Source organism: Fodinicola feengrottensis (assembly GCF_039530045.1).
Taxonomy (GTDB): Bacteria; Actinomycetota; Actinomycetes; order Mycobacteriales; family HKI-0501; genus Fodinicola; species Fodinicola feengrottensis.
Map to the genome: position 1 here is coordinate 74,517 of NZ_BAAANY010000008.1, position 22,560 is coordinate 97,076.

Genomic DNA, 22,560 nt, shown 5'->3' on the forward strand with positions numbered 1-22,560 from the left:
GTGGTGGATCGGGTGCGGGTCTTACGGCCGGTCAGGCCTTCTTGGTCTCGGCGAAGATCTCGGCGATCTGGTCGATCTTCTCCAGCAGTTGGTCGGCCACCTTGGCGTCAAGGGCACCCTTGGTGCCGGTCGCGCCGGCCAGCTTGGTGGCCTCGTTGAACAGGGTGTGCAGCTGCGGATACTTCTCGAAGTGTGGCGCCTTGAAGTAGTCCGTCCAGAGCACCCACAGGTGGTGCTTGACGAGCTCGGAGCGCTGCTCCTTGATCACGATGGCGCGAGTCCGGAAGTCCGGGTCGTCGTTGCCCTCGACCTTGGCGATGATCGCCTTGATCGACTCGGCCTCGATCCGGGCCTGCGCCGGGTCGTAGACGCCACAGGGCAGGTCGCAGTGCGCCGATGCCGTCGTGCTCGGGGTAAACCAGCGGGACAACCGCATTACTAGCCCTCCAGTAAAGGCTCACGAGTAGGCAGCGGAAATGCTGCAATAGGTTCTTCAAAACGACCCTACTCCGGTCTGAATGCAGACGCAGACCCGGAAGGATTAAGGAAAATTCCTCGTAGGAGCATCTCATTTGTTATTGCAATTAATTCGCATTAAAGGGCCGTCGATGGTCCCTACGCTGCGGAACGGCGATGCGGTGGTAGTACGTCGTGGCGGCCGAATCCGGGTCGGCGACGTGGTGATCGGCCGCTTCGACGAGGTGCCCGGCCTGGTGGTGAAACGAGCCGTACGAGCCGTCGGCGACCGCTGGTGGCTGGAATCCGACAACGAGTTCGTCACCGACGACTCCCGGCGCCATGGACCGGCTGTCGTCGACGGCCGGGTGTTGCTGCGATATCTGCCCTTTCGTACGCTCGGCCGGCTCCGCCCGTCACCCCGCTAACGGTCGCGGTGTGATGGTGGGGCGGGCGGTGTGAAATCGCGCACCTGGTTCGGTTCCGTGGACCGTACGAGCGGGTCGCTGTGCGAGACTGGACACAGCACCTCGGGTGACCCCCGGGCAGCAGGTGGAGATGGCGCCGTACTGCGCCGATCGCCCCGCCGCAAGCCCAACCGCCGCGCATCGCCATCGCATGCGCCTCCCGCACCAGGTAACCCCAGACGGCTGTCGCGGCGTGTCCTGTCCTGCAAGCAGCAGACCCCCGAGGAGTTCCGATGGTGGCCGAGCCACTCACCGAACCGCTGGCCGACGCGGCCAGCCTGGACGACGACCCGATTTTCGCGCTGCACCGCGGCGGCAAGATGGCCGTCACACTGACCGCGCCGCTGGTCGACCGCGACGACCTCTCGATGGCGTACACCCCAGGTGTCGCCCAGGTCTGCCGGGCGATCGCCGCCGATCCAGAGCTCTACGACTCGTACACCTGGGCCACCCGCGCGGTCGCCGTGGTCACCGACGGCACCGCGGTGCTGGGCCTGGGCGACATCGGGCCCAAGGCCGCGATGCCGGTGATGGAAGGCAAAGCCGTGCTGTTCAAGCGGTTCGGTGGTGTCGACGCGGTGCCGCTATGCCTGGGTACGAGTGATCCGGACGAGATCGTCGCGGCCGTGAAGGCGGTCGCGCCGTCCTTCGGCGGAATCAACCTGGAGGACATCAGCGCGCCGCGATGCTTTGACATCGAGGAGCGGCTGACCGCGGAGCTGGACATCCCGGTCTTCCACGACGACCAGCACGGCACCGCGATCGTGGTGCTGGCCGCGCTGCGTGGCGCGTCCCGGCTCACCAGTCGGCCGCTGGAGAGCCTGCGGATCGTGGTTTCCGGAGCCGGCGCGGCCGGGATCGCGGTGGCCCGGATCCTGCTGTCCGCCGGCGCGCGCGACATCGTGGTGACCGACTCCAAGGGGATCCTGAGCACGGACCGTACGGACATGAACCCGGTGAAGGCGGCGCTGGCCGAGGACACCAACCCGAACGGCCTGACCGGGCTGCTCGCCGACGCGCTGGTTGGCGCCGACGTTTTCCTCGGCCTGTCCGGCGGCATCGTGCCCGAGACCGACGTGGCCCGGATGGCTTCGGGCGCCTTCATCTTCGCGATGGCCAACCCGGACCCGGAGATCCCGCCGACGGTGGCGGCCCGTTATGCGAGTGTCGTCGCGACCGGCCGCAGCGACTACCCGAACCAGATCAACAACGTGCTGGCCTTCCCCGGCGTCTTTCGCGGCGCGCTGGCCTGCCGGGCCTGCCGGATCACCGCCGGAATGAAACTCGCCGCCGCCGACGCGCTCGCCAACCTGGTCGCCGACGACCTGCGCCCGGACTACATCATTCCGTCCGTCTTCGACGACCGGGTCGCACCGGCGGTCGCCGCCGCGGTCGCTCGGGCCGCCCGCTCCGAAGGCGTCGCCCGCTCGTAGCTCCGCCACCCCTGCTGTTGTCGCAATCGGAATCCGGTTGTCACAACAGCAGGGCTCTGAGCTGCGTAGATGCCCTGGGCTGTGACAGTCGGACATCCCGTCGATATGTCCGATTGTGACTTTCTTGCCCGCCACCGACGGGTAACTGGGCAACAAAGTCACAATCGGACACGCGCTGCTCGGCTGAGAGGTGCGGAGCGCGCGCTTACACGCGCGCGTTTGCGTACGTAACGAAAACCCGCCACCCACCCCCCACCCTTCTGAAAGGGCGGGGGCTCAAAGTTTCACCCGGGTACGACAGTTTCGCGCCCCACCCGGCGTGTTGGGGCTTCGACACCGTCGTCGCCGTCCACGGTGAACTCGACGTTTTCGCCCGGTCACTCGCCGCCGAAAGGCGGGCCGAGCACCGACCGCTGAACATCCGACTTTGCCGGGCCCTGGTCGTCGGCGGGGATTGTGATGTTTCTGGTACGGCGATTGCCGGGTTACCGGGGTGCACGTAGGGTCCTGAGCCATGCTTGCCGCCTACGCTGCCCGAATTGACGCCGAGAATCCGTTGTCCGGCCTGGAGGTCGGCGAGATCGACGATCCGAAGCCGCCGGCCGATGACTGGGTGGTCGTGGACGTACGGGCGACTGCCCTGAATCATCACGATCTCTGGTCGCTGCGGGGCGTGGGGCTCAGCCAGGAGCAGTTGCCGATGATCCTGGGCTGCGACGCCGCCGGGCTGGACCCGGAGGGCAACGAGGTTGTCGTACATGCCGTTATCGGCGACAAGGATGCCGGTGGGGGCGACGAGACTTTTGACCCGAAGCGGAACCTGCTGTCCGAGCGCTACCCGGGCACGATCGCGGAAAAGGTGGCGGTGCCGCGGCGGAACCTGGTGGCCAAGCCCGCCGAGTTGAGTTTCAGCGAGGCCGCGTGCCTGCCGACGGCCTGGCTCACGGCGTACCGGATGCTCACCACCCGCGGACAGCTGCCCGCGGGCGGCGCCGTCCTCGTCCAGGGTGCTGGCGGTGGGGTGGCGTCGGCGGCGATCGCGCTGGCCAAGGCGCTCGGGGCGACGGTGTACGCGACGAGCCGCGACGAGGCCAAGCTGGCGCGCGCGGAGGCACTCGGGGCGACCGCGGTGGACAGCGGCGGCCGGCTCCCCGAGCGGGTCGACCTCGTGGTGGAGACGGTCGGGAAGGCCACCCTGAGCCACTCGATCAAGTCCCTGAAACCGGGCGGCCGGTGTGTGATCGCCGGCTCGACCAGCGGCCACCTGACCGAGGTCGACCTCCGGCAGGTCTTCTTCCGGCAGCTTTCGCTGGTTGGCTCGACCATGGGCACCCGGGACGAGCTGGAGGCGCTGCTGCGGTTGCTGGTGGACACCGGCGTACGCCCGATCGTCGACTCGACTTTCGCGCTCGCGGACGGGCGGGCCGCGTTCGAGCGGCTGGCGACCGGCGAAGTATTCGGAAAAATCCTATTAACTACGAGCTGACCTGCGCGGATTCGTGAATTTCGAGTGATCTGGACCGCTTAACATAGCTACCCGACCGCGCGTCCGGGTCCTGTTATGGCACGATGGCCGCGACAAACCGCGTGACACGGGGGTGACACTCGGCAGCCGACCGAGTGGTTACCGCTGCGTTGTAGGGCCTTGTCCTGTTATTCTGCATCCCGCTGAAAGGGGCAAGATGCGCATTATGACCATTTCCAGGAAGAATCGTCGACGCTACGCCGGCGCTGGCTTGGTGGTGTCCGGCCTGGTGCTCGCGGCGGTGGCGTTCACCGGCTCGCCAGCCGGTGCGGCTGACTCCGGTACGTCGAACGTGCAGGTCGCCAACGCGCCTGCCGTTGCCAACGAGAAAAGCGGCATCGTCGACGGCCTGGTGACGGTCGGTAGCGGCACCGACCAGGGGTCGTCCGACCAGGGCGGCACGTCCGGTACGAGTTCGTCGTCCACCGGCACGACGTCCGGTACGAGTTCGTCGTCCACCGGCACGGACCAGACCAGCTCGTCGACGAACACCAGCACCACCAACTCGAGCACCACCAACGGCACCACCGACACCCCGGTGACCACGAACACGAGCACTGACCAGTCCTCGACTGACCAGGGCACCACGACCAACAGCACCACGAACACCAGCACCACCAACTCGAGCACCACGAACTCCAGCACGACGAACAGCAGCACCACCAACTCGAGCACGACGAACTCGAGCACCACGAACAGCAGCACGACGAACTCCAGCACCACCAACGGCTCGACGACCGGCACCACGGGTACGAGTGGCACCAGCTCCACCGGTGGCACCCCGGCCGGCACCACGAGCGAGAACGAGGCGCCGACCAACCAGCAGTCGGCATCGGGCACGCTGCCGGTCACCGGCTCGCCGGTAACCTCCATGCTGTGGCTGTCCGCTCTGATCCTTGGCCTCGGTGGCCTGTTCCTGCTGCTCGGCCGCCGGCCGCAGCTGGCGATGACGGGTCCGCTGGTGTCGCTGATCAAGCCGGTCTCGCTGGTGAAGCGGTCGAACAAGAAGTGACGGCAGCGGGGCACAGGTGCTGATGCCTGATCCCGCCGCGACGAACAAAGCGAGTGCGGCCCGGGCCTGGGTCAAGGACTTCCAGGCCCGGGCCGAACGCACTCCGCTGGGGCAGGGCGTGATCAGCGCCCTGGTCATCTTCGTCGTGCTGGTCGGGATCGTCTGGAACCTGCCGGATTCGCCGATCCGGGCGATCGTGGTCGCCAATCTGCAACCGGTCGCCAACGTCGCCGGGCTCGACCAGAACTGGGGCGTCTTCGCGCCGAACCCGCCCCGCCAGCTGACGTATCTCACGGTCGCGGTGACGACCAGGAGCGGTCGGGAGCTGACCTGGCGGCGACCCGCCTCCGACCCGGTGATCCGGCACTACTGGGTCTATCGCTGGCGAAAGCTCGACGAGAACCTGGCCCGTACGGACAGCATCCGCAAGCCGTTCGCCCAATGGGTGGCCGGCCAGCTCACCACCGCCGCCGACCCGCCGGCCAGGGTGAAGATCACCGCCCGGTTGGTCCCGCTGGTGCCGCCCGGTGGCGGCAAAATCGGCCCGGCGCAGGACTTGGTCCTTTATGACGAGGTGTTCAACCAGAAATGAGCGGGCTTGTGGCGGCGGTACGCGACCGGGTGAGTCATGCCGGTTCGGCGGCGATGGCTGGCTGGGTCGGCTTCTGGTTCCGGCCGCAGTCGGCGTATCCACTCGGCGTGGTCCGGATTTTCTTCGGAGTCATCACGTTTTTGTGGGCGCTGACCCTTCTTCCTGAGCTGGGGCCACTGCTGGGACCGCACGGCGTGCTGGCCCAGCCGGACCGTGGTGGCCCGCTCGCCTGGAGCGTGTTGTCGGTTTTCAACACCGACACCGCGGTCATTCTGGTCTGGGCGGTGCTGCTGATCGCCGCCGCCGCGCTCACGCTGGGCTGGCACAGCCGGCTCGCCGCGCTCATCGTTTTCATCGCGATCATGTCGATCGAGCGCCGGCAGCCGTGGATTTTCAACGCCGGCGACGGAATGATGCGGATCGAGTCGCTTTTCCTCCTGCTGGCCCCGTCCGGCGCCGCCCTGTCGCTCGATCAGCGTCGTACCACCGGGAGTTTCTTCAACGCACAGGAAAGAGCGCCCTGGGCGCTGCGGCTTTTCCAGATCCAGCTGTCGATTGTCTATTTGGCGACCGTGTGGGACAAAGTCCGCGGCGACACCTGGAACGCCGGTACGGCGGTGTCGTATTCGCTGCGCATCGTCGACCTGCAGAACTTCGTCGTGCCAGACTGGCTGACGCTGAACGCCCCGCTGATGAACCTGGCCGCCTGGGGCACTCTGTTGGTCGAGCTGTCCCTCGGCCTTTTCGTGTGGAGCCGGCGCGCCAGGCCCTGGGTGCTGACGGCCGGAGTCATTCTGCACATCTCCATTCTGGTCACCATCGCGGTTGGCTTTTTCTCCTTCGCCGTTTTCGTGCTCTACCTGTCTTTCCTCTCGCCCGAATCGGCTGGCCGGCTGGCTGATTTCGTCCGCCGTAAACTGCGACGGCGCTCGCCGCCATCGGAGCCGGCCGCTGCGGCCGTCGCGGAACCGGTCGCCGAGTCCGTCCCGAACACCAGATAGTTCGTCTCGCGAATTATAGGGTGTTAATCTGGCCGGGTGAGTAAGCAAGGTGAGAGCCAGATCGGGATGGTGGCCGCGCTGGTGCGGTCGTCGTTCCTGGTGAATGCCGTGTATGCCGAGTCGGGTCGAGAGCACGGCCTCACCCCGCAGCAGGGGCAGTTGCTGTGTGTGCTGATGGCGCAGCCGTATGGCATGACCGAGCTGGGCTCGATGCTGGGGCTGGCCAAGTCGAGCCTGACGGGCCTGGTGGACCGTACCGAGCGCAACGGCTTTGTCCGGCGCGAGTCGGACCCGAAGGACACGCGTGCGGTGCGGGTGGCGCTGACCCGGAAAGGCAGCAGGCTCGCGGAAGAGTTCTATGCCGAAACCTGCCGTCGGATCGACAAGCTGCCGGCCGCACTCAGCGACGCCGAGCGTGACACCCTCGCCGGCCTCCTTGGCCGCGTCGTGCTGGACAACAGGGTTCCGATGGTCTTCATGGAACTGGACGAAGGAGCACCTGCCGCTCGCGAGCACTGAGACCTGACGGTGTGTCCCGCGACACAACGGATTGAGTTCGTAGTACGAACTATTATAGTTCGCGCTACGAACTCAATTTTCTGCCCGTGGGAGTGACGTCAAATGGAAGGCAAGGCATTGTCTGTACGAGAGGTCGTCTTTGGCTTCGGTGCGCACAGCACCGTCGACGACGGGCCGGAGTTGCTGCGGATGGCTCGGCAGGCCGACCGTGACGGGCTCGACCTCGTCTCGCTGTCGGACCATCCGTACCTCGGTGAGCGCCTGGACGCGTACGCCGCACTCGGATTCATCCTTGGTCGCACGCAACACATTTCGGGCCTGGCAAACGTGACCAACCTGCCCACCCGGCCCGCTCCCATGCTGGCGCGTACGGTGACGTCGCTGTCGGCGCTCTCCGGCGGTCGCATCGTGCTCGGCATGGGCGCGGGTGGACTCTGGGACCGGATCGCCGACCTGGGCGTGCCTCGGCTGTCGCCGGACGACGCTGTGCGCGCCTTCGAGGAAGCGATCATCCTGGTCAAGATGCTCTCCGGTGGCGGCGCGCCGGTCACCTACCACGGCCACCACTACCAGGTGGACCAGATCGAGCCTGCTCCGGTGGCCGCGCTCCCCGCGTGGACCGGATCGGTGGGCCCGAAATCCCTGGCCGCCACCGGCCGGGTGGCCGACGGCTGGCTCCCCGGCCACGCGGCGGACTGGCTCAGCGAGCGATACCGGAGTTCGCGGCCGATCATCGACGAAGCGGCCGCCGCTGCGGGCCGCGACCCGCGCGAGGTTCGTACCGTCTTCAACTTCCCAGGGCGCATCACCGATCAGCCGCTGGCCGCCACCCGCGACCACGACGGCCGCTGGATCGGCGGCTCCACCAGCCAGTGGATCGAGGAACTGACCGGAGCCGTGCTGGACCACGACGCCTCGGGCTTCATCCTCTTCTCGCCCAGTGGCGGCACCCAGGACGCCGTCTCCCTCGGCCGCTGGGCCACCGAGATCGTCCCGGCCGTACGCGAAGCGATCGCAACGGAAAACGGCCGCAACTAACGGTGCGTGCGAGTAAGAGCCGGTCAGTCCTCGTCTTCGTCGTCGAGGCGGGCGAGCCACGTTGCGAGGCGCTCGACCGGGACCTCGAATTCCGGGTTCAGGTCGACGAAGTCGCGCAGGCGATCGGCGAGCCAGGCCAGCGACACGGTTTCCTCGCCGCGCCGCTGGTCGAGCTCCTCGATGCCCTTGTCGGTGAAATACATCAGGTGGACTGGCTCCCGGTGAGCGCCGCCGCGATCAGGTCGGCCTGCTGCTTCGCGTGGATCTTGCTGGAACCGGACGCCGGCGCGGCCGCGGACTTGCGGGACACCCGGCGAAGACGTACGCCTTCCAGGTGCTCCAACAGGTTCAGCGCGATGAACGACCAAGCGCCCTGGTTCGCCGGCTCCTCCTGCACCCACACGTGGTCGACGGCGTTCGGGTAGTGCGCGAGCGCGGCCCGGACCTCGTCGATCGGCAGCGGGTGCAGCTGCTCGACCCGCAGGATCGCGGTGTCGGTCAGGTCCTGCTCGGCGCGAGCGGCGGCCAGGTCGTAATAAACCTTGCCGGAGCAGAAAAGTACGCGCTTGACCGAACCCGGGTGCAATGCCTTGCCGTTCACGCCGGCGTCGTCGATGACCGGCTGGAACGTGCCGGTGGTGAAGTCGGCGACCTGGCTGACCGCCGCCTTGTGCCGCAGCAGCGACTTGGGCGTGAAGACCACCATCGGCTTGTGCAGGGTGGTCAGCGCCTGCCGGCGCAGCGCGTGGAAGTAGTTCGCCGGGGTCGTGCAGTTCACGATCGTCATGTTGTCTTCGGCGCAGAGCTGCAAATACCGCTCGATCCGACCGGAGCTGTGGTCCGGGCCCTGGCCTTCGAGGCCGTGCGGCAGCAGCAGTACGACGCCGGACGTCTGGCCCCACTTGGCCTCACCGGACGAGATGAACTCGTCCAGGACCGACTGGGCGCCGTCGGCGAAGTCACCGAACTGGGCTTCCCACAGCACCAGGGCGTCCTTGTTGGCGACCGAATATCCGTACTCGAAGCCCATCGCCGCATACTCGCTCAACAGTGAGTCGTAGACGAAGAATCGGGCCTGGTCCTCGGAGAGATTGGTGAGCGGCGTGAATTCCTTGCCGTTCAACCGATCCACCAGCACCGAATGCCGCTGGACGAAGGTGCCGCGGCGCGAGTCCTGGCCGGCCAGCCGTACCGGCACGTCTTCCAGCAGCAACGAACCGAAAGCGAGCAGCTCGCCGTACGCCCAGTCGATGTTGCCGTCGCGGGACATCTCGGCCCGCTTGGCCAGCAACTGCGCGATCCGCTTGTGCGGAGTGAAACCGGCGGGCAGGTTCAGGTGCGCCTCGCCGATCTGCCGCAGGACCTCCGCGGTGGTCGCGGTCTTGACCCGTTCCGGCCGGTTGGATACCGGCTCGGGGTACTGGTCGGTGCTGGGCGGCGCGGAATCCTTGGTGGCGCGGAAAACCCGCTCCATCTGCTCGCCGTAGTCCTTCAGTGCCGCCTCGGCGTCGGCCAGCGAGATGTCGCCGCGACCGATCAGCGCCTCGGTGTAGAGCTTACGGACACTGCGCTTGGCGTCGATGATGTCGTACATCAGCGGCTGGGTCATCGAGGGGTCGTCGCCCTCGTTGTGCCCGCGCCGGCGATAGCAGACCAGGTCGACCACCACGTCTTTGTTGAAAGCCTGGCGATAGTCGTAGGCGAGTTTGGCCACTCGTACGACCGACTCCGGGTCGTCGCCGTTCACGTGGAAGATCGGCGCCTGGATCATCCGGGCGACATCGGTGCAGTAGAACGAAGAACGCGAATACTCCGGTGCGGTGGTGAAACCGACCTGGTTGTTCACGATGATGTGCACGGTGCCACCGGTGCGGTAGCCACGCAGCTGGGACAGGTTCAGCGTCTCGGCGACCACACCTTGACCGGCGAAAGCCGAGTCGCCATGCACCAGCACGGGCAGCACGGTGTAGCCCTCGAGCCGTTTGTCGATCAGGTCCTGCTTGGCGCGTACGACACCCTCCAGCACCGGGTCGACGGTTTCCAGGTGGCTCGGGTTGGCGACCACCGAGACCTTCGAGGTCTTCGACCCGTCCGGCGTGGTGAACTTGCCTTCCGCGCCCAGGTGGTATTTCACGTCACCGGAGCCGTGCGCCGAGCCGGGGTCGATGTTTCCTTCGAACTCCCCGAAAATCTTCTCGTACGGTTTGCCGATGATGTTGGCGAGCACGTTCAGCCGACCGCGGTGCGCCATCCCGATGACGACCTCGTCCATGTCGTCCTCGGTGGCGGCCTGCAGCACCTCGTCCAGCAGCGCGATGACACTTTCGCCGCCTTCGAGGGAAAACCGGCGCTGGCCGACGAACTTGGTCTGCAGGAAGGTCTCAAAGGCCTCGGCGGCGTTCAGCCGGCCCAGGATGTGCTTCTGCTTCTCGTTGTCCGGCTTGTCGTTGTGAACCTCGACATGCTCCTGGATCCAGCGCCGCTCCTCCGGGTCCTGGATGTGCATGTATTCCACGCCGACCCGGCGGCAGTACGAGTTGCGCAGCACCCCGAGGATGTCCCGCAGCTTCATCACCTGCTGGCCGGAGAAACCGCCGACCGGGAACTCCCGGTCCAGGTCCCACAGGGTCAGCCCGTGCTGCAGGATGTCCAGGTCAGGGTGCTTGCGGACGTGGTATTCCAGCGGGTCGGTGTCGGCCATCAGGTGGCCACGCACCCGGTACGAGTGGATCAGCTCCAGCACGCGGGCGTTCTTGTCGATCTCGCCCTCGTGCCGGTGGCCCATGTCGCGGACCCAGCGGACCGGCTCGTACGGCAGCCGCAGGCTCGCGAAGATCTCGTCCCAGAAGCCGTCCTCGCCCAGGAGCAGCTGGTGGACCCGGCGCAGATACTCGCCCGACACCGCGCCCTGGATGATCCGATGGTCGTACGTGCTGGTGAGCGTGATGATCTTGGAGATCGCCCGGTCCGCCAGTGCCTCCACGGCCATTCCGGAGAACTCGGCCGGATACTCCATCGCGCCGACGCCGATGATCGTGCCCTGGCCGCTCATCAGCCGGGGGACCGAGTGCACGGTGCCGATGCCGCCCGGGTTGGTCAGGCTGATCGTCGTACCGGCGAAGTCCTCGGCGGTCAGCTTGTTGGTGCGGGCCTTGCGGATGATGTCCTCATATGCCTGCCAGAAACCGCGGAAATCCATCTCCTCGCAGTTCTTGACGGCGGCGACCACCAACGAGCGGGAGCCGTCCGCCTTCTTCTGGTCGATCGCGATGCCCAGGTTGATGTGCTTGGGCACGACCAGGGTCGGCTTGCCGTCGACCACGCCGTACGAGTTGTTCATCTGCGGGTAGTCGGCCAGCGCCTTGATCATCGCGTAGCCGATGATGTGGGTGAAGCTGGTCTTGCCGCCGCTGCCGCGGGCCAGGTGGTTGTTGATCACGATCCGGTTGTCGGCGATGATCTTGGCCGGCACCGCCCGGACGCTGGTCGCCGTCGGGATGGTCAGCGACAGGTCCATGTTGGCGACGATCTTGGCCGCCACGCCCCGCATCGGCTGCAGGTCGACGTCGTCCGTACGGACCGGCGGGGCCTGCGGTTTCGGCGCAGCCTGAGCCACCGGGGCAGCCTTGGCCGGCGCCGGCGTCACGGCCGGTGTTGGCGCTGGCTTGGTGGCGGTCTGCCCGTTCGGCGACGCCGGCTTGGCCGGCGCGCTGGGCGATCCGCCGGCCGCGTCACCGCGGATGGGCTTGTAGTCGGCAAAGAAATCATGCCAGGCCTCGTCCACCGTCGAGGGATCGCTGAGGTACTTCTCGTACATCTCCTCGACGATCCACTCGTTCGGTCCGAACGAGGTAAGGGAGGGGTCCGCGGAACTGCCTTCGGTCGACACGGCCGTTATTTCGCCTTCTTCCACTCACGACGAGCCTGCTGTGTCAAGGCTACGCGGTGCGTAAACCCCGAGAGAAACCTGTCCGTACGCGCGTACTGGCTGTTCTGTCACACTTTGCCGCGCTGGGATGTCCGCATGGCCCCCATGCGTGGGTAGGGGGGCCATGCGGACATCGGCGGTCAGCCGTTGGCGAGGGCCTGCAGGCGGTCGTACGCGCCGTTGAACACGTCCTGGTCACCGGGGAAGGTGCCGTGGTCCGCGGACTGCCAGATCGTGTACGTGCCCCAGTGGTAGGGCATGGTGCCCGGCGAGCCGTTGTAGTTGGCCAGCCAGAGCGGGTTGGTGGCGGAGAAGTTGCCCTTGTTGGCGGTGCACTCGCTCCACCAGGCGGTGGCCGTGTAGATGACCGGATAGCGGGTCGTCTTGGCGTGGTATTCGTTGCTGAAGGCCTTGATCCACGACACCATGCTGGCTGTGCTGAGGCCGTAGCAGTCGCCGCCGGAGTAGGGGTTCCACTCCATGTCGACCGCGCCTGGCAGGGTCTTGCCGTCCTTCGACCAGCCGCCGCCGTGCGCGACGAAGTAGTCGGCCTGGGCGGCGCCGCCGGACTTGTTCGGCAGCGCGAAGTGGTACGCGCCGCGAATCATGCCGACGGTGAACGAGCCGTTGTACTGCTGCGCGAAATACGGGTTGGTGTAGGTGGTGCTCTCGGTCGCCTTCGCGTATGCGAACTTCGCGCCGTTCTTCCACGCGGTCGCCCAGTTGACGTTTCCTTCGTACGAGGCGACATCCATGCCCTTGACGGATGCCGCAAGCGGCTGGATGACGGTGGCTGAGCCGGTGCCGGCGAGACCGGAGCCCGCGTGGTCGGCGTCCGGATGGCTGATGCCAGTCGCGGCAGTTGCCGGTGCCGCGCTTGCCAAAAGTAGGCCCGCGGCGGCAAAGACCAGGCCGGCTACGGTCCGCAAGCCGCGGACCCGACCGGCCTGGAGCGCCGACGATGGGCACGATGAACCGAACATTTCAGGGCCTCCCTCAACTACCCGAAATATCAGGATTCGCGTCCGCGGCGCTGGTAACACTTTGCATCGGGCTTTGTCTTTTCGGAAGTCTTTTCCACCATTGCTGAACGGCATTCTGCGGGTTGTTCCTGATATCCCACGATAGAAAACGACACTTCGGGCGACCGATTCAGCTTGCTGATCGCATAGGGTCGGTCTAATGGGACACAGCGGCGCTTTGGATGGAGTTGTCGTCGCCGACTTCTCCCGCATTCTGGCCGGGCCGATGGCGACCGCCGCGCTGGGCGATCTGGGCGCCACGGTGGTGAAGGTCGAGCGGCCCGGCGGCGGTGACGACACCCGGAGTTGGGGTCCGCCCTGGACCGCGGACGGCGAGGCCACGTACTACCTGACCGCCAACCGCAACAAGCGCAGCGTCGCCCTCGACCTCACCGACCCGGCGGATCTGGAGCGGGCCGTCGCGCTGGCGTCGCGGGCGGACGTGCTGGTCGAGAATTTCCGACCGGGGGTCGCCGACCGTCTCGGACTGGGCTACGAGCGGCTGCGTACGGACAATCCTGGGCTCGTCTACGCCTCGGTGACTGGGTTCGGCAGCCGCGGCGCTGGTGCGGACCTCGGTGGCTACGACTTCCTGATGCAGGCGGTCGGCGGTCTTATGAGCATCACCGGGTGGCCGGATGGCGAACCGACGAAGGTCGGCGTGGCGGTGGTCGACGTGCTCGCGAGCCTCAACCTGCAGGTCGGCATCCTCGCCGCGTTGCAGGCCCGGGAGCGGACCGGCGAAGGGCAGCGGGTCGAGGTCAGCCTGATGAACGCCGTCCTCGCGGGGTTGGTGAACCAGGCCTCCAGTTTCCTCAACGCCGGTGTGCTGCCGGGCCGGTTGGGCAACGAACACCCGAGCATCGTGCCTTACCAGACCCTGCGCGCGGCCGACCGCCCACTTGCCGTGGCGGTTGGCAACGACGCCCAGTTTTCCAAGCTCTGTCAGGTGATCGGCGCGCCGGAGCTGGGCCGCGACGTACGTTATGCCGGCAACGGCGGTCGTACGGCCCATCGCGCCGAGCTGACCGCGGCGCTGGAAGCCGCGCTCGGCCGCCGCCCAGCCGCGGAATGGGTGTCGCTGCTGGGCGCCGCGGGGCTGCCGGCCGGCGTGGTCAACGACGTGGCGGAAGCCTTCGCGTACGCGGAAAAGCTCGGCTGCGAGCCGATCGTCGAACTGGCTCGGGAAGACGGCACTGTCGTACGCCAGCCGGCAAATCCAGTGCGACTGTCGGCGACGCCGGTGGCGTATCGGCTGCCACCGCCAAGGCTCGACGAACACGCGGACTGGTTTGACAACTGGATGTCTGACGAAGGGGAACGGTGACCATGCCGAATCGGCAGTGGTGGCAGGATGCGGTGCTCTATCAGGTATATCTGCGTTCCTTCGCGGACTCCAACGGCGACGGCATCGGCGACCTGGGCGGACTGCGGTCCAGGCTGAGCCATTTGGTGGACCTCGGGGTGGACGGATTGTGGCTGAATCCGTGCTATCCCTCGCCGCAGCACGACCACGGCTACGACGTGAGCGACTACGTGAACATCGAGCCGGCGTACGGCGATCTGGACGCGCACGCACTTTTGCTTGATGAGGCTCACAAAGCCGGCCTGCGCGTACTCATGGACCTGGTGCCGAACCACTGCTCGACCAGCCACCCATGGTTCGTCGCCGCGCTGGCGGCCGGACCTGGCTCTCCCGAGCGGGCACGCTTTCTCTTTCGTGAAGGCAAAGGTGAGCTGCCACCCAACACCTGGGAGTCCTCTTTCGGTGGCCCCGCGTGGACCCGAGTGACCGAGGCGGACGGCCAGCCCGGCCAGTGGTATCTGAATCTTTTCGACTCCTCGCAGGCCGACTTCAACTGGCGTAACCCCGAGGTCGCCGAAATGTTCGATGGAGTCCTGCGATTCTGGTTCGACCGGGGCATCGACGGATTCCGGATCGACGTACCGGACTCGATGATCAAACATCAGGATTTCCTTGACCACGCCGGAAACCGGCGGGTCAACCCGTACACCCACGGGCAGCCCGAACTGCACGGCATCTACCGTCGCTGGCGGGCCATCTCGGACTCGTACGAGGCCAGCCGGCAGCTCAGTTTTGTCGGCGAGATCTGGACCGACGACATGGATGACCTGACCGCCAGTCTCGCTGACGACGAGCTGCACCAGTCGTTTTACTTCAACCTGCTGCTGCAACCCTGGGATGCCACCGCTTTCCAGCAGTCCATCGAAAAAGCCGCCGGCCCACTGACCGCCGGCCGCAGTTTGGCCTGGGTGCTGAACAACCACGACGTACAACGGACGCCGACCCGTTACGGTGGCGGCGAGCTGGGCCTGCGCCGAGCCCGGGCGGCGGCGCTGCTGATGCTCGCTTTGCCGGGCACCGCCTACCTTTACCAAGGTGAGGAGCTCGGCCTCCCGGAAGTCCTCGACCTCCCCGACGAAGCCCGCCAGGATCCCAAGTGGATTCGTACGGGTGGGGCTGACCTCGGCCGCGACGGCTGCCGCGTACCACTGCCCTGGACCGCCGACCCGCCAGCTTTTGGGTTCTCCACCTCCAAAACAACCTGGATGCCACAACCCGACTGGTTCGGCTCGTACGCCTGCGCTACCCAGACCAAAGCAGACTCGACCCTGGCGATTTACCGTTCTGCTTTGGCGTCCCGGAAGTCGACCTTTGAGGCTGGTGAGGTGCCGGAGTTTCTGTCGACCGGGCGCTCGGATGTGCTGGCTTTCCGTCGTGGTACGGGCGTGTGTGTCACTGTTTTCGGCGACGACCCATATCCACTGCCGTCCGACTGGGGAAGAGTCGTCGCCGCCAGCGGCTCGGATCACTCGGCCGTTGTTCCCGCCGCTACGACGGTGTGGCTGACTCGCTGAGCTTGTTGTCTGACCTGGTGTCCGCAACGCCTCGTTACTTGCAGCAGGCGCGAGTAACGGGTCGTCGCGGCCACCAGTACCCTGACCGCATCCATTGCCGGCAGGATGTGAGGCTCGAAACTGTCGGCTGGGTTCGCAGAATTATTGGATGATCCACCACGGGGATTGGTCCGCACAAATGATGGACGGTTTCCCGAATTCATCCCACCGGCATATTACGACCCGAACGAAGACCTTGCGGAACACTTTTCGCCAGACCCAGTAAGCAGGCTCTCTTGGCCGCCGGGAAACACAAGTCCCGGCGGCCAAGAGTCCTACCCCCGATGCGATTTTCGGTCTGCCCGCGTCGCAACCGCAATACTCTGGCCGAGCCCCAAGCCAACCACTCTCACAACCGCAACAATCACCAGCCCTTTCAACCTCCAGCCGCGCTGTTGGGGTCGCGCGGCTGTTTGTTCCGGAATGTACTGGGAATCGCGGGCTCCCGTGAGCGGCACTGCGCTGGCATCGGTGACATTTGGCGACCAGATGCCCGGCTCAGGCGGGCCGCGGGAATGACCCAGGAAGACCCTGGCGGCTCGGGCCGGCTTGAGTTTGCGAACTCTTGGGGACATGGAGCGTGGTTGTACGCGGGTCCCGTACCGGCGTTGGCCGACGCGCGGTCTTTCAAGCCAAGCAGCCAGTGAGCGGTCGGTGTTCTGTTTGGTATGGGGAGACTACGTTGACCTCGATCTGAAGGCGACGCCCGCGCCCGGCCCAGTTGATTGCGGACTGGAAGACCATGCAGGACCTCCTCCGCGACGTTTTCCGGATGTGCGCAGGTCAGGGCTGATCGGCGACGGCGAACCCGAGGTAGGTCACATGCACCCGACTGCCGGGTGACAGCTCGAAGTCGACGATCGATGGGATCTGGGCGTCGCCGATCTTGCCTTGTCGGCGCGCCATTACCGCCCTCAGTAGGCTTCGCGGGTCCGTCGGCTTGAACTCGCAGATGTCGGCATTGCGCAGGCCGTGGTGCTCCAGCGCCACGATCAGTTCGGCGGGCTTGCGCAGGCGTGCCGCCGCGTACCGGCCGGGCGGCATGATCCGGGTCATCGGCACCGCCTGGAACGCGCCGAGGTAGACCAGCCGGGACAGCAGCGTCCGGGTGACCGTGTCATAGACGAGCACGCCGCCCGGACGAAGCGCCCGGGCCGCCTGGTCGAGCACCGGGCCCAGCTCCGAGGTGATCTCGAAGGTGTCCGCGTAGTACGCCAGGTCGAAGCGCTCGTCCGTGAGGCCGAGATCCTCCGCCGGAGCCGTCCGGTGGGTGATGCCCGCCTCGCCGTACGCCTGCCGCGCCATCGCCGTCGCGGCGTCGGACGGATCGACCGCCAGGACGTCGAACCCGAGGTCGCGCAGCCCGGCGGCCACCAGACCGCGCCCGCTGCCGACCACCAGCGCCCGGCCGCCCGCAGCGGACTGCCCCGTCCTCGCCAGCACGCCTGCCACGTATTCCATGCGTACGCCCTGCAAGGCGACCGCCCGGACGTGCCGCCCGTCGATCGCCGCAACGGACGCCGAATCCAGCTCGATCAGCGGTGCCATAGTGCCCTCCTCGACAAGTTCCCTCAGGGAATCTATCAGAGCGAAGTTCCCTGAGGGAACTTCAGTTACAGTGCCCAAATGACGAGGACACCACTGGCAGGTGTGGCCTGCTCGATCGCCCGGGCCACCGACCTGTTCGGCGACGCCTGGACGGCGCTGATCATGCGCGATGTGCTGGCTGGTCTCACCCGCTTCGACGACCTTGCGTACGACCTGGGCATCTCCCGCAAGGTGCTGGCCGCCCGGCTGGCCCGGCTGGTCGCCGAACAGGTGTTGGTCCGCGAGCGCTACCAGGAGCACCCGCCGCGCGAGCACTACCTGCCGACCGAGAAGGGCAAGGATCTCTATCCGGTCCTGCTTGCCCTGATGAACTGGGGAGACCGCTGGTATGCCGGCCAGGACGGCCCGCCAGCGGTGATCCGCCACCTGGGTTGCGCCCACGTCACGACCCCGGTGACCGGGTGCGGACACTGCGGCGAGCCGCTCACCCTGGACAACACGACGCAGCTTCCTGGTCCTGGCGGCCGCTCGGGCCCTGGAACGCGGATGCTCGGCCAGCTCATGACCTCACGCCGAAGCGATAACTAGGCGAGCCAGCTCGCGCCGGTCATGCCGACCTTTGTCGCGCCTGTCGCCGTTGCTCGCTCTGGCGGACGCGCGCACAGATGGTGCATTGTTTCGGTTTAGGTCGGCTGCCGCCCGAACTGATCAGGGACTATGACAACAACTTTGGTCTGGAGACAGCGATCTTCCGTTTGGACAGGGACGCGGAGTCGACGTACCCGCGGGGAATCGAAATGATCGACCTTGGCTCGGTCGTTGACCCTGTTTGCCAGAGGATGTCGTTGCGGGGGCGCGGCGGGTTGCGTGCGAGGGCGCGGAGTTGATGCATCATACTGCTCGAAACGGCGGGTAAGAGTGCATCAAACTGAGTGAGGAAGTGGCGGAGAATGGTGCGGCATGAGCGGCTGACCACTCTGCTGGGGATGCTCGGGCAGCGGGAGCAGTTGGTCGTCGAGGATGTCGCGGAGGAGTTGGACGTGTCCGCGTCGACGATTCGGCGGGATCTGGACTACCTGGCTGAGCAGCAGTTGTTGACGCGTACGCGCGGTGGCGCGGTGGCGAACGATCTCGCGTACGATCTGCCGCTGCGCTATAAGACCGCGCGGAACGCGCCGGAGAAGCAGCGGATCAGTGCGGCGGCGGCCGCGTTGGCCGAGCCGGGGATGTCGGTTGGCCTCAACGGCGGTACGACGACGGCGAGCATCGCGCGCGCTCTGGCGATGCGGGCGGATCTGGGCACCCGCGGCGAGGCGCCGGGTCTGACCGTGGTGACGAATGCGCTCAACATCGCGCACGAGCTGGCCGTACGACCCAATATCAAGATCGTGGTGACCGGCGGGGTGGCGCGGCCGCAGTCGTTCGAGCTGAGTGGGCCGCTGGCGACCTGGGTGCTCAACGAGCTGACGCTCGATGTGCTGTTCCTGGGCGTCGACGCGTTCGATCCGGACAGTGGCGCGTTCGCCCACCATGAGGGTGAGGCGAGCATCAACCGGCTGATGGTGGACCGGGCGGCGCGGGTGGTCGCGGTTGCCGACGGGTCCAAGCTCGGCCGCCGCGCCTTCGCCCGGATCTGCCCGACCGAGCGGGTGCACACGCTGGTCACGGACACCGATGCGGAGCCGGCCACGGTACGGGCCTTCGAAGCCGCCGGCGTCGAGGTGCTGTCGGTCTGAGCCCGACCCCGCGGGCCCCGTGCAGTGACATTTCGGCCAAGTGGGGATGGTTCGGTCGATCTCGACATCGAACACCACTGTGTGTTGTGCTCTCGCTTCTGATCGTAAGTCGTGGGTGGTGACATCCATCAGATTCTGCGCTATACACAGAGCATCCTGCGTACTGATGCGCGAAAGGTGCTGTGAATGAGCAGAGTCACGCAAGTGGTCTGGTCCCTGTTGGCGGCGGTCGTGCTCGGCCTGACGGTCAGCATTCCGGCGATGCCGGCCTACGCCGCGCCGCCGCCGGCCGGCCAGCTCGGCGACCTGACCGGGATCTCGGCGGACGGTTCGACCGTGACGCTGACTTCCGGCGCGGCGGCGGTGCGGGTGAGTTTCCCGACCGCCGCCGCGGTGCGGATCTGGCTCGCGCCGGACGGCACCTTCGCCGATCCGGCCGGCAGTCGGATCATCCTGCCGCGGACCGGCGCACCGGTGACGCCGGTACGGGCCGACAAGGGTGGATATTGGACTATTTCCACTCCGAAAGCGACTTTGCGTGCGTACAAACAGCCGCTGCGGTTCGCTCTTTACGATGCCGCGAACAAGAGGCGGATCTGGGCGGAGTCGGCGCCGCTATCCTGGACCGGCACCAGCACGACCCAGACGCTGATGCGGACGGCATCCGAGCAGTTTGTCGGCGGTGGCGAGCAAAACGGGCGGTTCAGTCACCGGGACCAGACGATCAAGATCTTCGCGGACGACAACTGGAATGACGGCGGGGCACCGAACTCGCAGCCGTTCTACGCTTCGACGGCCGGTTATGGCGTGCTGCGCAACACTTTCGCGCCGGGCAGCTACTCCTTCACCGATCCCGTCAAGACCACGCACGACGAGCGCCGGTTCGACGCGGTCTACGTCGTGGGTGACGGGCTCAAGGACATCATTTCCGGCTACACCGACCTGGTCGGAAAGCCTTTCCTGCCTCCGATCTACGGTCTGGAGACCGGTGACTCGGACTGCTATCTGCACAACGCGAACCGCGGCGAGCGGCACACTCTCGACGCGTTGACTGTGGCGAAGGGCTACGCCGACAACGGCATGCCGAACGGATGGATGCTGGTCAACGACGGTTATGGCTGCGGGTACGAAAACCTGTCCCAGACCGGCGACGGGTTGCGCAAGGACAACATGCAACTCGGGCTGTGGACCGAAAACGGGCTGCCCAACCAGGCCGCCGAGGTGCAGGCCGGGGTACGGGTGCGCAAACTCGACGTGGCCTGGGTGGGTGACGGCTACCAGTTCGCGCTGGACGCCTGCGACACCGCGAAAAAGGGCATCGAAGACAACAGCGACGCCCGCGGATTCGTGTGGCAGCCGGTGAGCTGGGCTGGCGCGCAACGCTGCGGGGTGCTGTGGAGCGGCGACCAGTCCGGCTCGTACGACTACATTCGCTGGCAGATCCCGACCTATGCCGGCGCGACCACGTCCGGCATCGCTTACAACACCGGTGACATCGACGGAATTTTCGGCGGCAGCCCGCAAACGTACGTCCGGGACCTGCAGTGGAAGTCGTTCCTGCCGGTGGCGATGACGATGGACGGCTGGGCATCGTCGGACAAGCAGCCGTGGCAGCAGGGCGAGCCCTACACGTCGATCAACAAGAAATACCTGCTGCTCAAGGAAAGACTACTGCCTTACACGTACAGCTATTCGGTCCAGGCGCACGATACTGGTGTCGGCCAGGTCCGGCCGCTCGCGCTGGAATACCCGAACGACCCGAATGTCTGGGGAGACAAGGCAAAGTACGAGTTCCTGTCCGGCACCGATTTCCTGGTCGCGCCGGTCTACCAGAAGTCGAACACCCGCGACGGCATCTATCTGCCCAAGGGCACCTGGGTCGACTACTGGTCGGGCCGTTCGTACACCGGACCGACCACAGTGGACGGTTACGACGCGCCGCTGGACACGCTGCCGCTGTTCGTACGAGCCGGGGCTGTGGTGCCGATGTGGCCCGAAGGCACTACTTCGTGGCAGACACGGAACAAGAGCGAGCTTGACCTCGACGTCTATCCGCAGGGAAAGGGGAAGTTCACGCTGTCCGAGGACGACGGCGTGACGCGGTCGACAGCTCGTTCAACGCAGACCTTCACCGTGGACGCCCCGCAGTCTGGTCCGGGCACCGTGGCCGTACGGATCGGCGCGAGCACCGGCTCGTACGCTGGCAAGCCGACCAACCGGACATACGTCATGACCGTCCACAGTGGATCCAAGCCCGCACTCGTTCAGGCGGGCACGTCGATTCTGCGCTCGTACGGCAGCAAAGTGGCGCTCGACGCGGCGCCATCCGGCTGGTGGTACGACGAGGTCAACGGGGTCGTACGAGTGAAGACCGCGCCGGTCGCGGCGGGCAGCACCCAGGACGTACGCCTCTTTGGCAGCAGCGCGGTCGGCGGGTATTTCCCGGCCGACAACAACGCGACGGTGTCGCTGACGGCGCCACAGCTGGTCGCTCCCGGTCACACCACCACGGCGACGGCGAGTTTCACCAACAACACGCCACTTCCGGTCCGTGATGTCGCCGTTTCCGTACAGGCGCCGGAAGGTTTCCAGGTTGCGGTCGGCGGCCGGTTGCCGTTGGTGATGCCGGGCAGGACCGTCACCGTGCCGGTGAAACTGACGCCGGCCGCGAGCCTGAAGCCGGCGGACTACAAACTCACCGCCACCGCGACTTACCAGGCCAGAGTCGCCGGCCACCGGGTGGTCGACTCGGCGACCGTCACGGTGCCGTACGCGTCTTTGGCCGCCGCGTACGCAAATGTCGGCGTCACCGACGCGGCTCACGTCACCGCCGGCAACCTCGACGGCGGTGGCAGCAGCTTCCGGGCCGAGGGACTGGCCGACGCCGGGCTGACACCGAATGCCACTTTCACCACTAACGGCGCCCAAATGAGGTGGCCAGCCGCCGGAACCGGCGCGGCCGACAACGTCGTCGGTGCCGGCCAGACGGTCGCTTTGCAGGGCACCGGATCAAAACTCGTGCTCGTGGGCACTGGCACCGGCACGTCCAAGGGCACCGTCACCCTTTGGTACGCGGATGGCTCGACCAGCCAGGCCGACACCGGCTTCCCGAACTGGTGTTGCGCCGATCCGACGCAGTACGGCGCGACCACGGTGGCCACGGTGATGGGGAAGAACACCCAAACGGGCGCTGCTTACCCGACTGTTCCGTACAAAGTCTTCTCCAACACCATCCCGACAACGGCCGGCAAACAGGTTGTCGCGATCACCCTGCCGGCAAACACCGCCCTGCACGTTTTCGCGGCGGCGGTCGCTTCGTAAGGCCGGTCCAAGCCCACCATCGGCGATGGTGGGCTTGGACGCT

Annotated in this window: 19 protein-coding genes; 13 read left to right on the top strand and 6 right to left on the bottom strand. The window is 66.4% G+C overall.

Translation table 11 applies throughout. From position 1 onward, the window contains the following. Nucleotides 1–31 precede the first annotated feature (31 nt). Entirely contained in the window at nt 32–436 is a 405-nt protein-coding gene (gene sodN, locus ABD301_RS10090) for a superoxide dismutase, Ni (RefSeq protein WP_163572638.1), read from the bottom strand. A 136-nt stretch (nt 437–572) separates the two neighbouring features. Between sodN and ABD301_RS10095 the strand changes: the two genes are divergently transcribed. The 3 genes from ABD301_RS10095 to ABD301_RS10105 all read left to right on the top strand — a co-directional run bounded on the left by ABD301_RS10095 (nt 573) and on the right by ABD301_RS10105 (nt 3,842). Next, nucleotides 573–884, top strand: a complete 312-nt coding sequence (locus ABD301_RS10095; protein ID WP_425551918.1) for a S24 family peptidase — start codon at nt 573–575, stop codon at nt 882–884. Nucleotides 885–1,156: 272 nt separating this feature from the next. Then, complete coding sequence (locus tag ABD301_RS10100) at nt 1,157–2,356, top strand: NAD(P)-dependent malic enzyme (RefSeq protein ID WP_163572639.1); 1,200 nt, start codon at nt 1,157–1,159, stop codon at nt 2,354–2,356. A 514-nt stretch (nt 2,357–2,870) separates the two neighbouring features. Further along, a complete protein-coding gene (locus tag ABD301_RS10105; protein ID WP_163572640.1) occupies nt 2,871–3,842 on the top strand; it encodes a zinc-binding dehydrogenase in 972 nt (323 codons plus the stop codon). Nucleotides 3,843–4,076: 234 nt separating this feature from the next. On the opposite strand, the gene ABD301_RS10110 is transcribed toward ABD301_RS10105, so the two are convergent. Then, complete coding sequence (locus ABD301_RS10110; protein WP_163572641.1) at nt 4,077–4,754, bottom strand: hypothetical protein; 678 nt, start codon at nt 4,752–4,754, stop codon at nt 4,077–4,079. Here ABD301_RS10110 and ABD301_RS10115 point away from each other — a divergent pair. The 5 genes from ABD301_RS10115 to ABD301_RS10135 all read left to right on the top strand — a co-directional run bounded on the left by ABD301_RS10115 (nt 4,753) and on the right by ABD301_RS10135 (nt 8,043). Continuing rightward, entirely contained in the window at nt 4,753–4,893 is a 141-nt protein-coding gene (locus tag ABD301_RS10115; RefSeq protein ID WP_163572642.1) for a hypothetical protein, read from the top strand. The two genes, ABD301_RS10110 and ABD301_RS10115, sit on opposite strands and share 2 nt — an antisense overlap. 22 nt (nt 4,894–4,915) lie before the next feature. Next, nucleotides 4,916–5,485 carry a hypothetical protein gene (locus tag ABD301_RS10120; RefSeq protein WP_344309227.1) on the top strand — a complete coding sequence of 190 codons (570 nt, stop codon included), beginning with the start codon at nt 4,916–4,918 and terminating at the stop codon, nt 5,483–5,485. Continuing rightward, nucleotides 5,482–6,486 (top strand): HTTM domain-containing protein, encoded by a 1,005-nt coding sequence (locus ABD301_RS10125; protein ID WP_344309229.1) that lies wholly within the window; start codon nt 5,482–5,484, stop codon nt 6,484–6,486. Before ABD301_RS10120 ends, ABD301_RS10125 begins: the two co-directional genes overlap by 4 nt. A gap of 36 nt (nt 6,487–6,522) precedes the next feature. Beyond that, nucleotides 6,523–7,005 (top strand): MarR family winged helix-turn-helix transcriptional regulator, encoded by a 483-nt coding sequence (locus tag ABD301_RS10130; protein ID WP_344309231.1) that lies wholly within the window; start codon nt 6,523–6,525, stop codon nt 7,003–7,005. 102 nt (nt 7,006–7,107) lie between these two features. Then, nucleotides 7,108–8,043: an LLM class flavin-dependent oxidoreductase gene (locus ABD301_RS10135; RefSeq protein WP_344309233.1), complete on the top strand. Its 936-nt coding sequence runs from the start codon at nt 7,108–7,110 to the stop codon at nt 8,041–8,043. 23 nt (nt 8,044–8,066) lie between these two features. Here the strand turns inward: ABD301_RS10135 and ABD301_RS10140 are convergent, their stop codons facing one another. The 3 genes from ABD301_RS10140 to ABD301_RS10150 form a co-directional block, all read right to left on the bottom strand. Further along, nucleotides 8,067–8,246 carry a DUF6104 family protein gene (locus ABD301_RS10140; RefSeq protein ID WP_163572646.1) on the bottom strand — a complete coding sequence of 60 codons (180 nt, stop codon included), beginning with the start codon at nt 8,244–8,246 and terminating at the stop codon, nt 8,067–8,069. After that, nucleotides 8,246–11,956 carry a multifunctional oxoglutarate decarboxylase/oxoglutarate dehydrogenase thiamine pyrophosphate-binding subunit/dihydrolipoyllysine-residue succinyltransferase subunit gene (locus tag ABD301_RS10145; protein ID WP_344309236.1) on the bottom strand — a complete coding sequence of 1,237 codons (3,711 nt, stop codon included), beginning with the start codon at nt 11,954–11,956 and terminating at the stop codon, nt 8,246–8,248. The genes ABD301_RS10140 and ABD301_RS10145 overlap by 1 nt, the downstream gene beginning before the upstream one ends. 155 nt (nt 11,957–12,111) lie before the next feature. Then, the gene (locus tag ABD301_RS10150) at nt 12,112–12,954 is read right to left on the bottom strand and encodes a lysozyme (protein WP_344309238.1); all 843 of its coding nucleotides are present in this window, start codon (nt 12,952–12,954) and stop codon (nt 12,112–12,114) included. 199 nt (nt 12,955–13,153) lie between these two features. On the opposite strand from ABD301_RS10150, the gene ABD301_RS10155 reads away from it, so the two are divergent. After that, the gene (locus ABD301_RS10155) at nt 13,154–14,320 is read left to right on the top strand and encodes a CaiB/BaiF CoA transferase family protein (protein WP_344309240.1); all 1,167 of its coding nucleotides are present in this window, start codon (nt 13,154–13,156) and stop codon (nt 14,318–14,320) included. Between the two features lie 2 nt (nt 14,321–14,322). Then, complete coding sequence (locus ABD301_RS10160) at nt 14,323–15,873, top strand: alpha-amylase family glycosyl hydrolase (RefSeq protein WP_344310010.1); 1,551 nt, start codon at nt 14,323–14,325, stop codon at nt 15,871–15,873. Nucleotides 15,874–16,695: 822 nt separating this feature from the next. Here ABD301_RS10160 and ABD301_RS10165 read toward each other — a convergent pair. After that, nucleotides 16,696–17,460 (bottom strand): class I SAM-dependent methyltransferase, encoded by a 765-nt coding sequence (locus ABD301_RS10165; RefSeq protein WP_344309242.1) that lies wholly within the window; start codon nt 17,458–17,460, stop codon nt 16,696–16,698. A gap of 78 nt (nt 17,461–17,538) precedes the next feature. Between ABD301_RS10165 and ABD301_RS10170 the strand changes: the two genes are divergently transcribed. From ABD301_RS10170 to ABD301_RS10180, 3 genes are all read left to right on the top strand, one after another. After that, entirely contained in the window at nt 17,539–18,048 is a 510-nt protein-coding gene (locus ABD301_RS10170; protein ID WP_344309244.1) for a winged helix-turn-helix transcriptional regulator, read from the top strand. 362 nt (nt 18,049–18,410) lie between these two features. Beyond that, nucleotides 18,411–19,196, top strand: coding sequence for a DeoR/GlpR family DNA-binding transcription regulator (locus ABD301_RS10175; protein WP_344309246.1), 786 nt, complete (start codon nt 18,411–18,413; stop codon nt 19,194–19,196). A gap of 186 nt (nt 19,197–19,382) precedes the next feature. Continuing rightward, nucleotides 19,383–22,517, top strand: coding sequence for a TIM-barrel domain-containing protein (locus ABD301_RS10180; protein ID WP_344309248.1), 3,135 nt, complete (start codon nt 19,383–19,385; stop codon nt 22,515–22,517). Nucleotides 22,518–22,560 lie beyond the last annotated feature (43 nt).

What these genes read in the sequence shown, in the direction of transcription:
- ABD301_RS10115 (WP_163572642.1), top strand. Translation starts at nt 4,753, where the DNA reads ATGCTGTGGCTGTCCGCTCTGATCCTTGGCCTCGGTGGCCTGTTCCTG.
- ABD301_RS10175 (WP_344309246.1), top strand. Translation starts at nt 18,411, where the DNA reads ATGGTGCGGCATGAGCGGCTGACCACTCTGCTGGGGATGCTCGGGCAG.
- ABD301_RS10155 (WP_344309240.1), top strand. Translation starts at nt 13,154, where the DNA reads ATGGGACACAGCGGCGCTTTGGATGGAGTTGTCGTCGCCGACTTCTCC.
- ABD301_RS10120 (WP_344309227.1), top strand. Translation starts at nt 4,916, where the DNA reads ATGCCTGATCCCGCCGCGACGAACAAAGCGAGTGCGGCCCGGGCCTGG.
- ABD301_RS10100 (WP_163572639.1), top strand. Translation starts at nt 1,157, where the DNA reads ATGGTGGCCGAGCCACTCACCGAACCGCTGGCCGACGCGGCCAGCCTG.
- ABD301_RS10180 (WP_344309248.1), top strand. Translation starts at nt 19,383, where the DNA reads ATGAGCAGAGTCACGCAAGTGGTCTGGTCCCTGTTGGCGGCGGTCGTG.
- ABD301_RS10140 (WP_163572646.1), bottom strand. Translation starts at nt 8,246, where the DNA reads ATGTATTTCACCGACAAGGGCATCGAGGAGCTCGACCAGCGGCGCGGC.
- ABD301_RS10125 (WP_344309229.1), top strand. Translation starts at nt 5,482, where the DNA reads ATGAGCGGGCTTGTGGCGGCGGTACGCGACCGGGTGAGTCATGCCGGT.
- ABD301_RS10165 (WP_344309242.1), bottom strand. Translation starts at nt 17,460, where the DNA reads ATGGCACCGCTGATCGAGCTGGATTCGGCGTCCGTTGCGGCGATCGAC.
- ABD301_RS10110 (WP_163572641.1), bottom strand. Translation starts at nt 4,754, where the DNA reads ATGGAGGTTACCGGCGAGCCGGTGACCGGCAGCGTGCCCGATGCCGAC.
- ABD301_RS10160 (WP_344310010.1), top strand. Translation starts at nt 14,323, where the DNA reads ATGCCGAATCGGCAGTGGTGGCAGGATGCGGTGCTCTATCAGGTATAT.
- ABD301_RS10105 (WP_163572640.1), top strand. Translation starts at nt 2,871, where the DNA reads ATGCTTGCCGCCTACGCTGCCCGAATTGACGCCGAGAATCCGTTGTCC.
- ABD301_RS10170 (WP_344309244.1), top strand. Translation starts at nt 17,539, where the DNA reads ATGACGAGGACACCACTGGCAGGTGTGGCCTGCTCGATCGCCCGGGCC.
- sodN (WP_163572638.1), bottom strand. Translation starts at nt 436, where the DNA reads ATGCGGTTGTCCCGCTGGTTTACCCCGAGCACGACGGCATCGGCGCAC.
- ABD301_RS10150 (WP_344309238.1), bottom strand. Translation starts at nt 12,954, where the DNA reads ATGTTCGGTTCATCGTGCCCATCGTCGGCGCTCCAGGCCGGTCGGGTC.
- ABD301_RS10135 (WP_344309233.1), top strand. Translation starts at nt 7,108, where the DNA reads ATGGAAGGCAAGGCATTGTCTGTACGAGAGGTCGTCTTTGGCTTCGGT.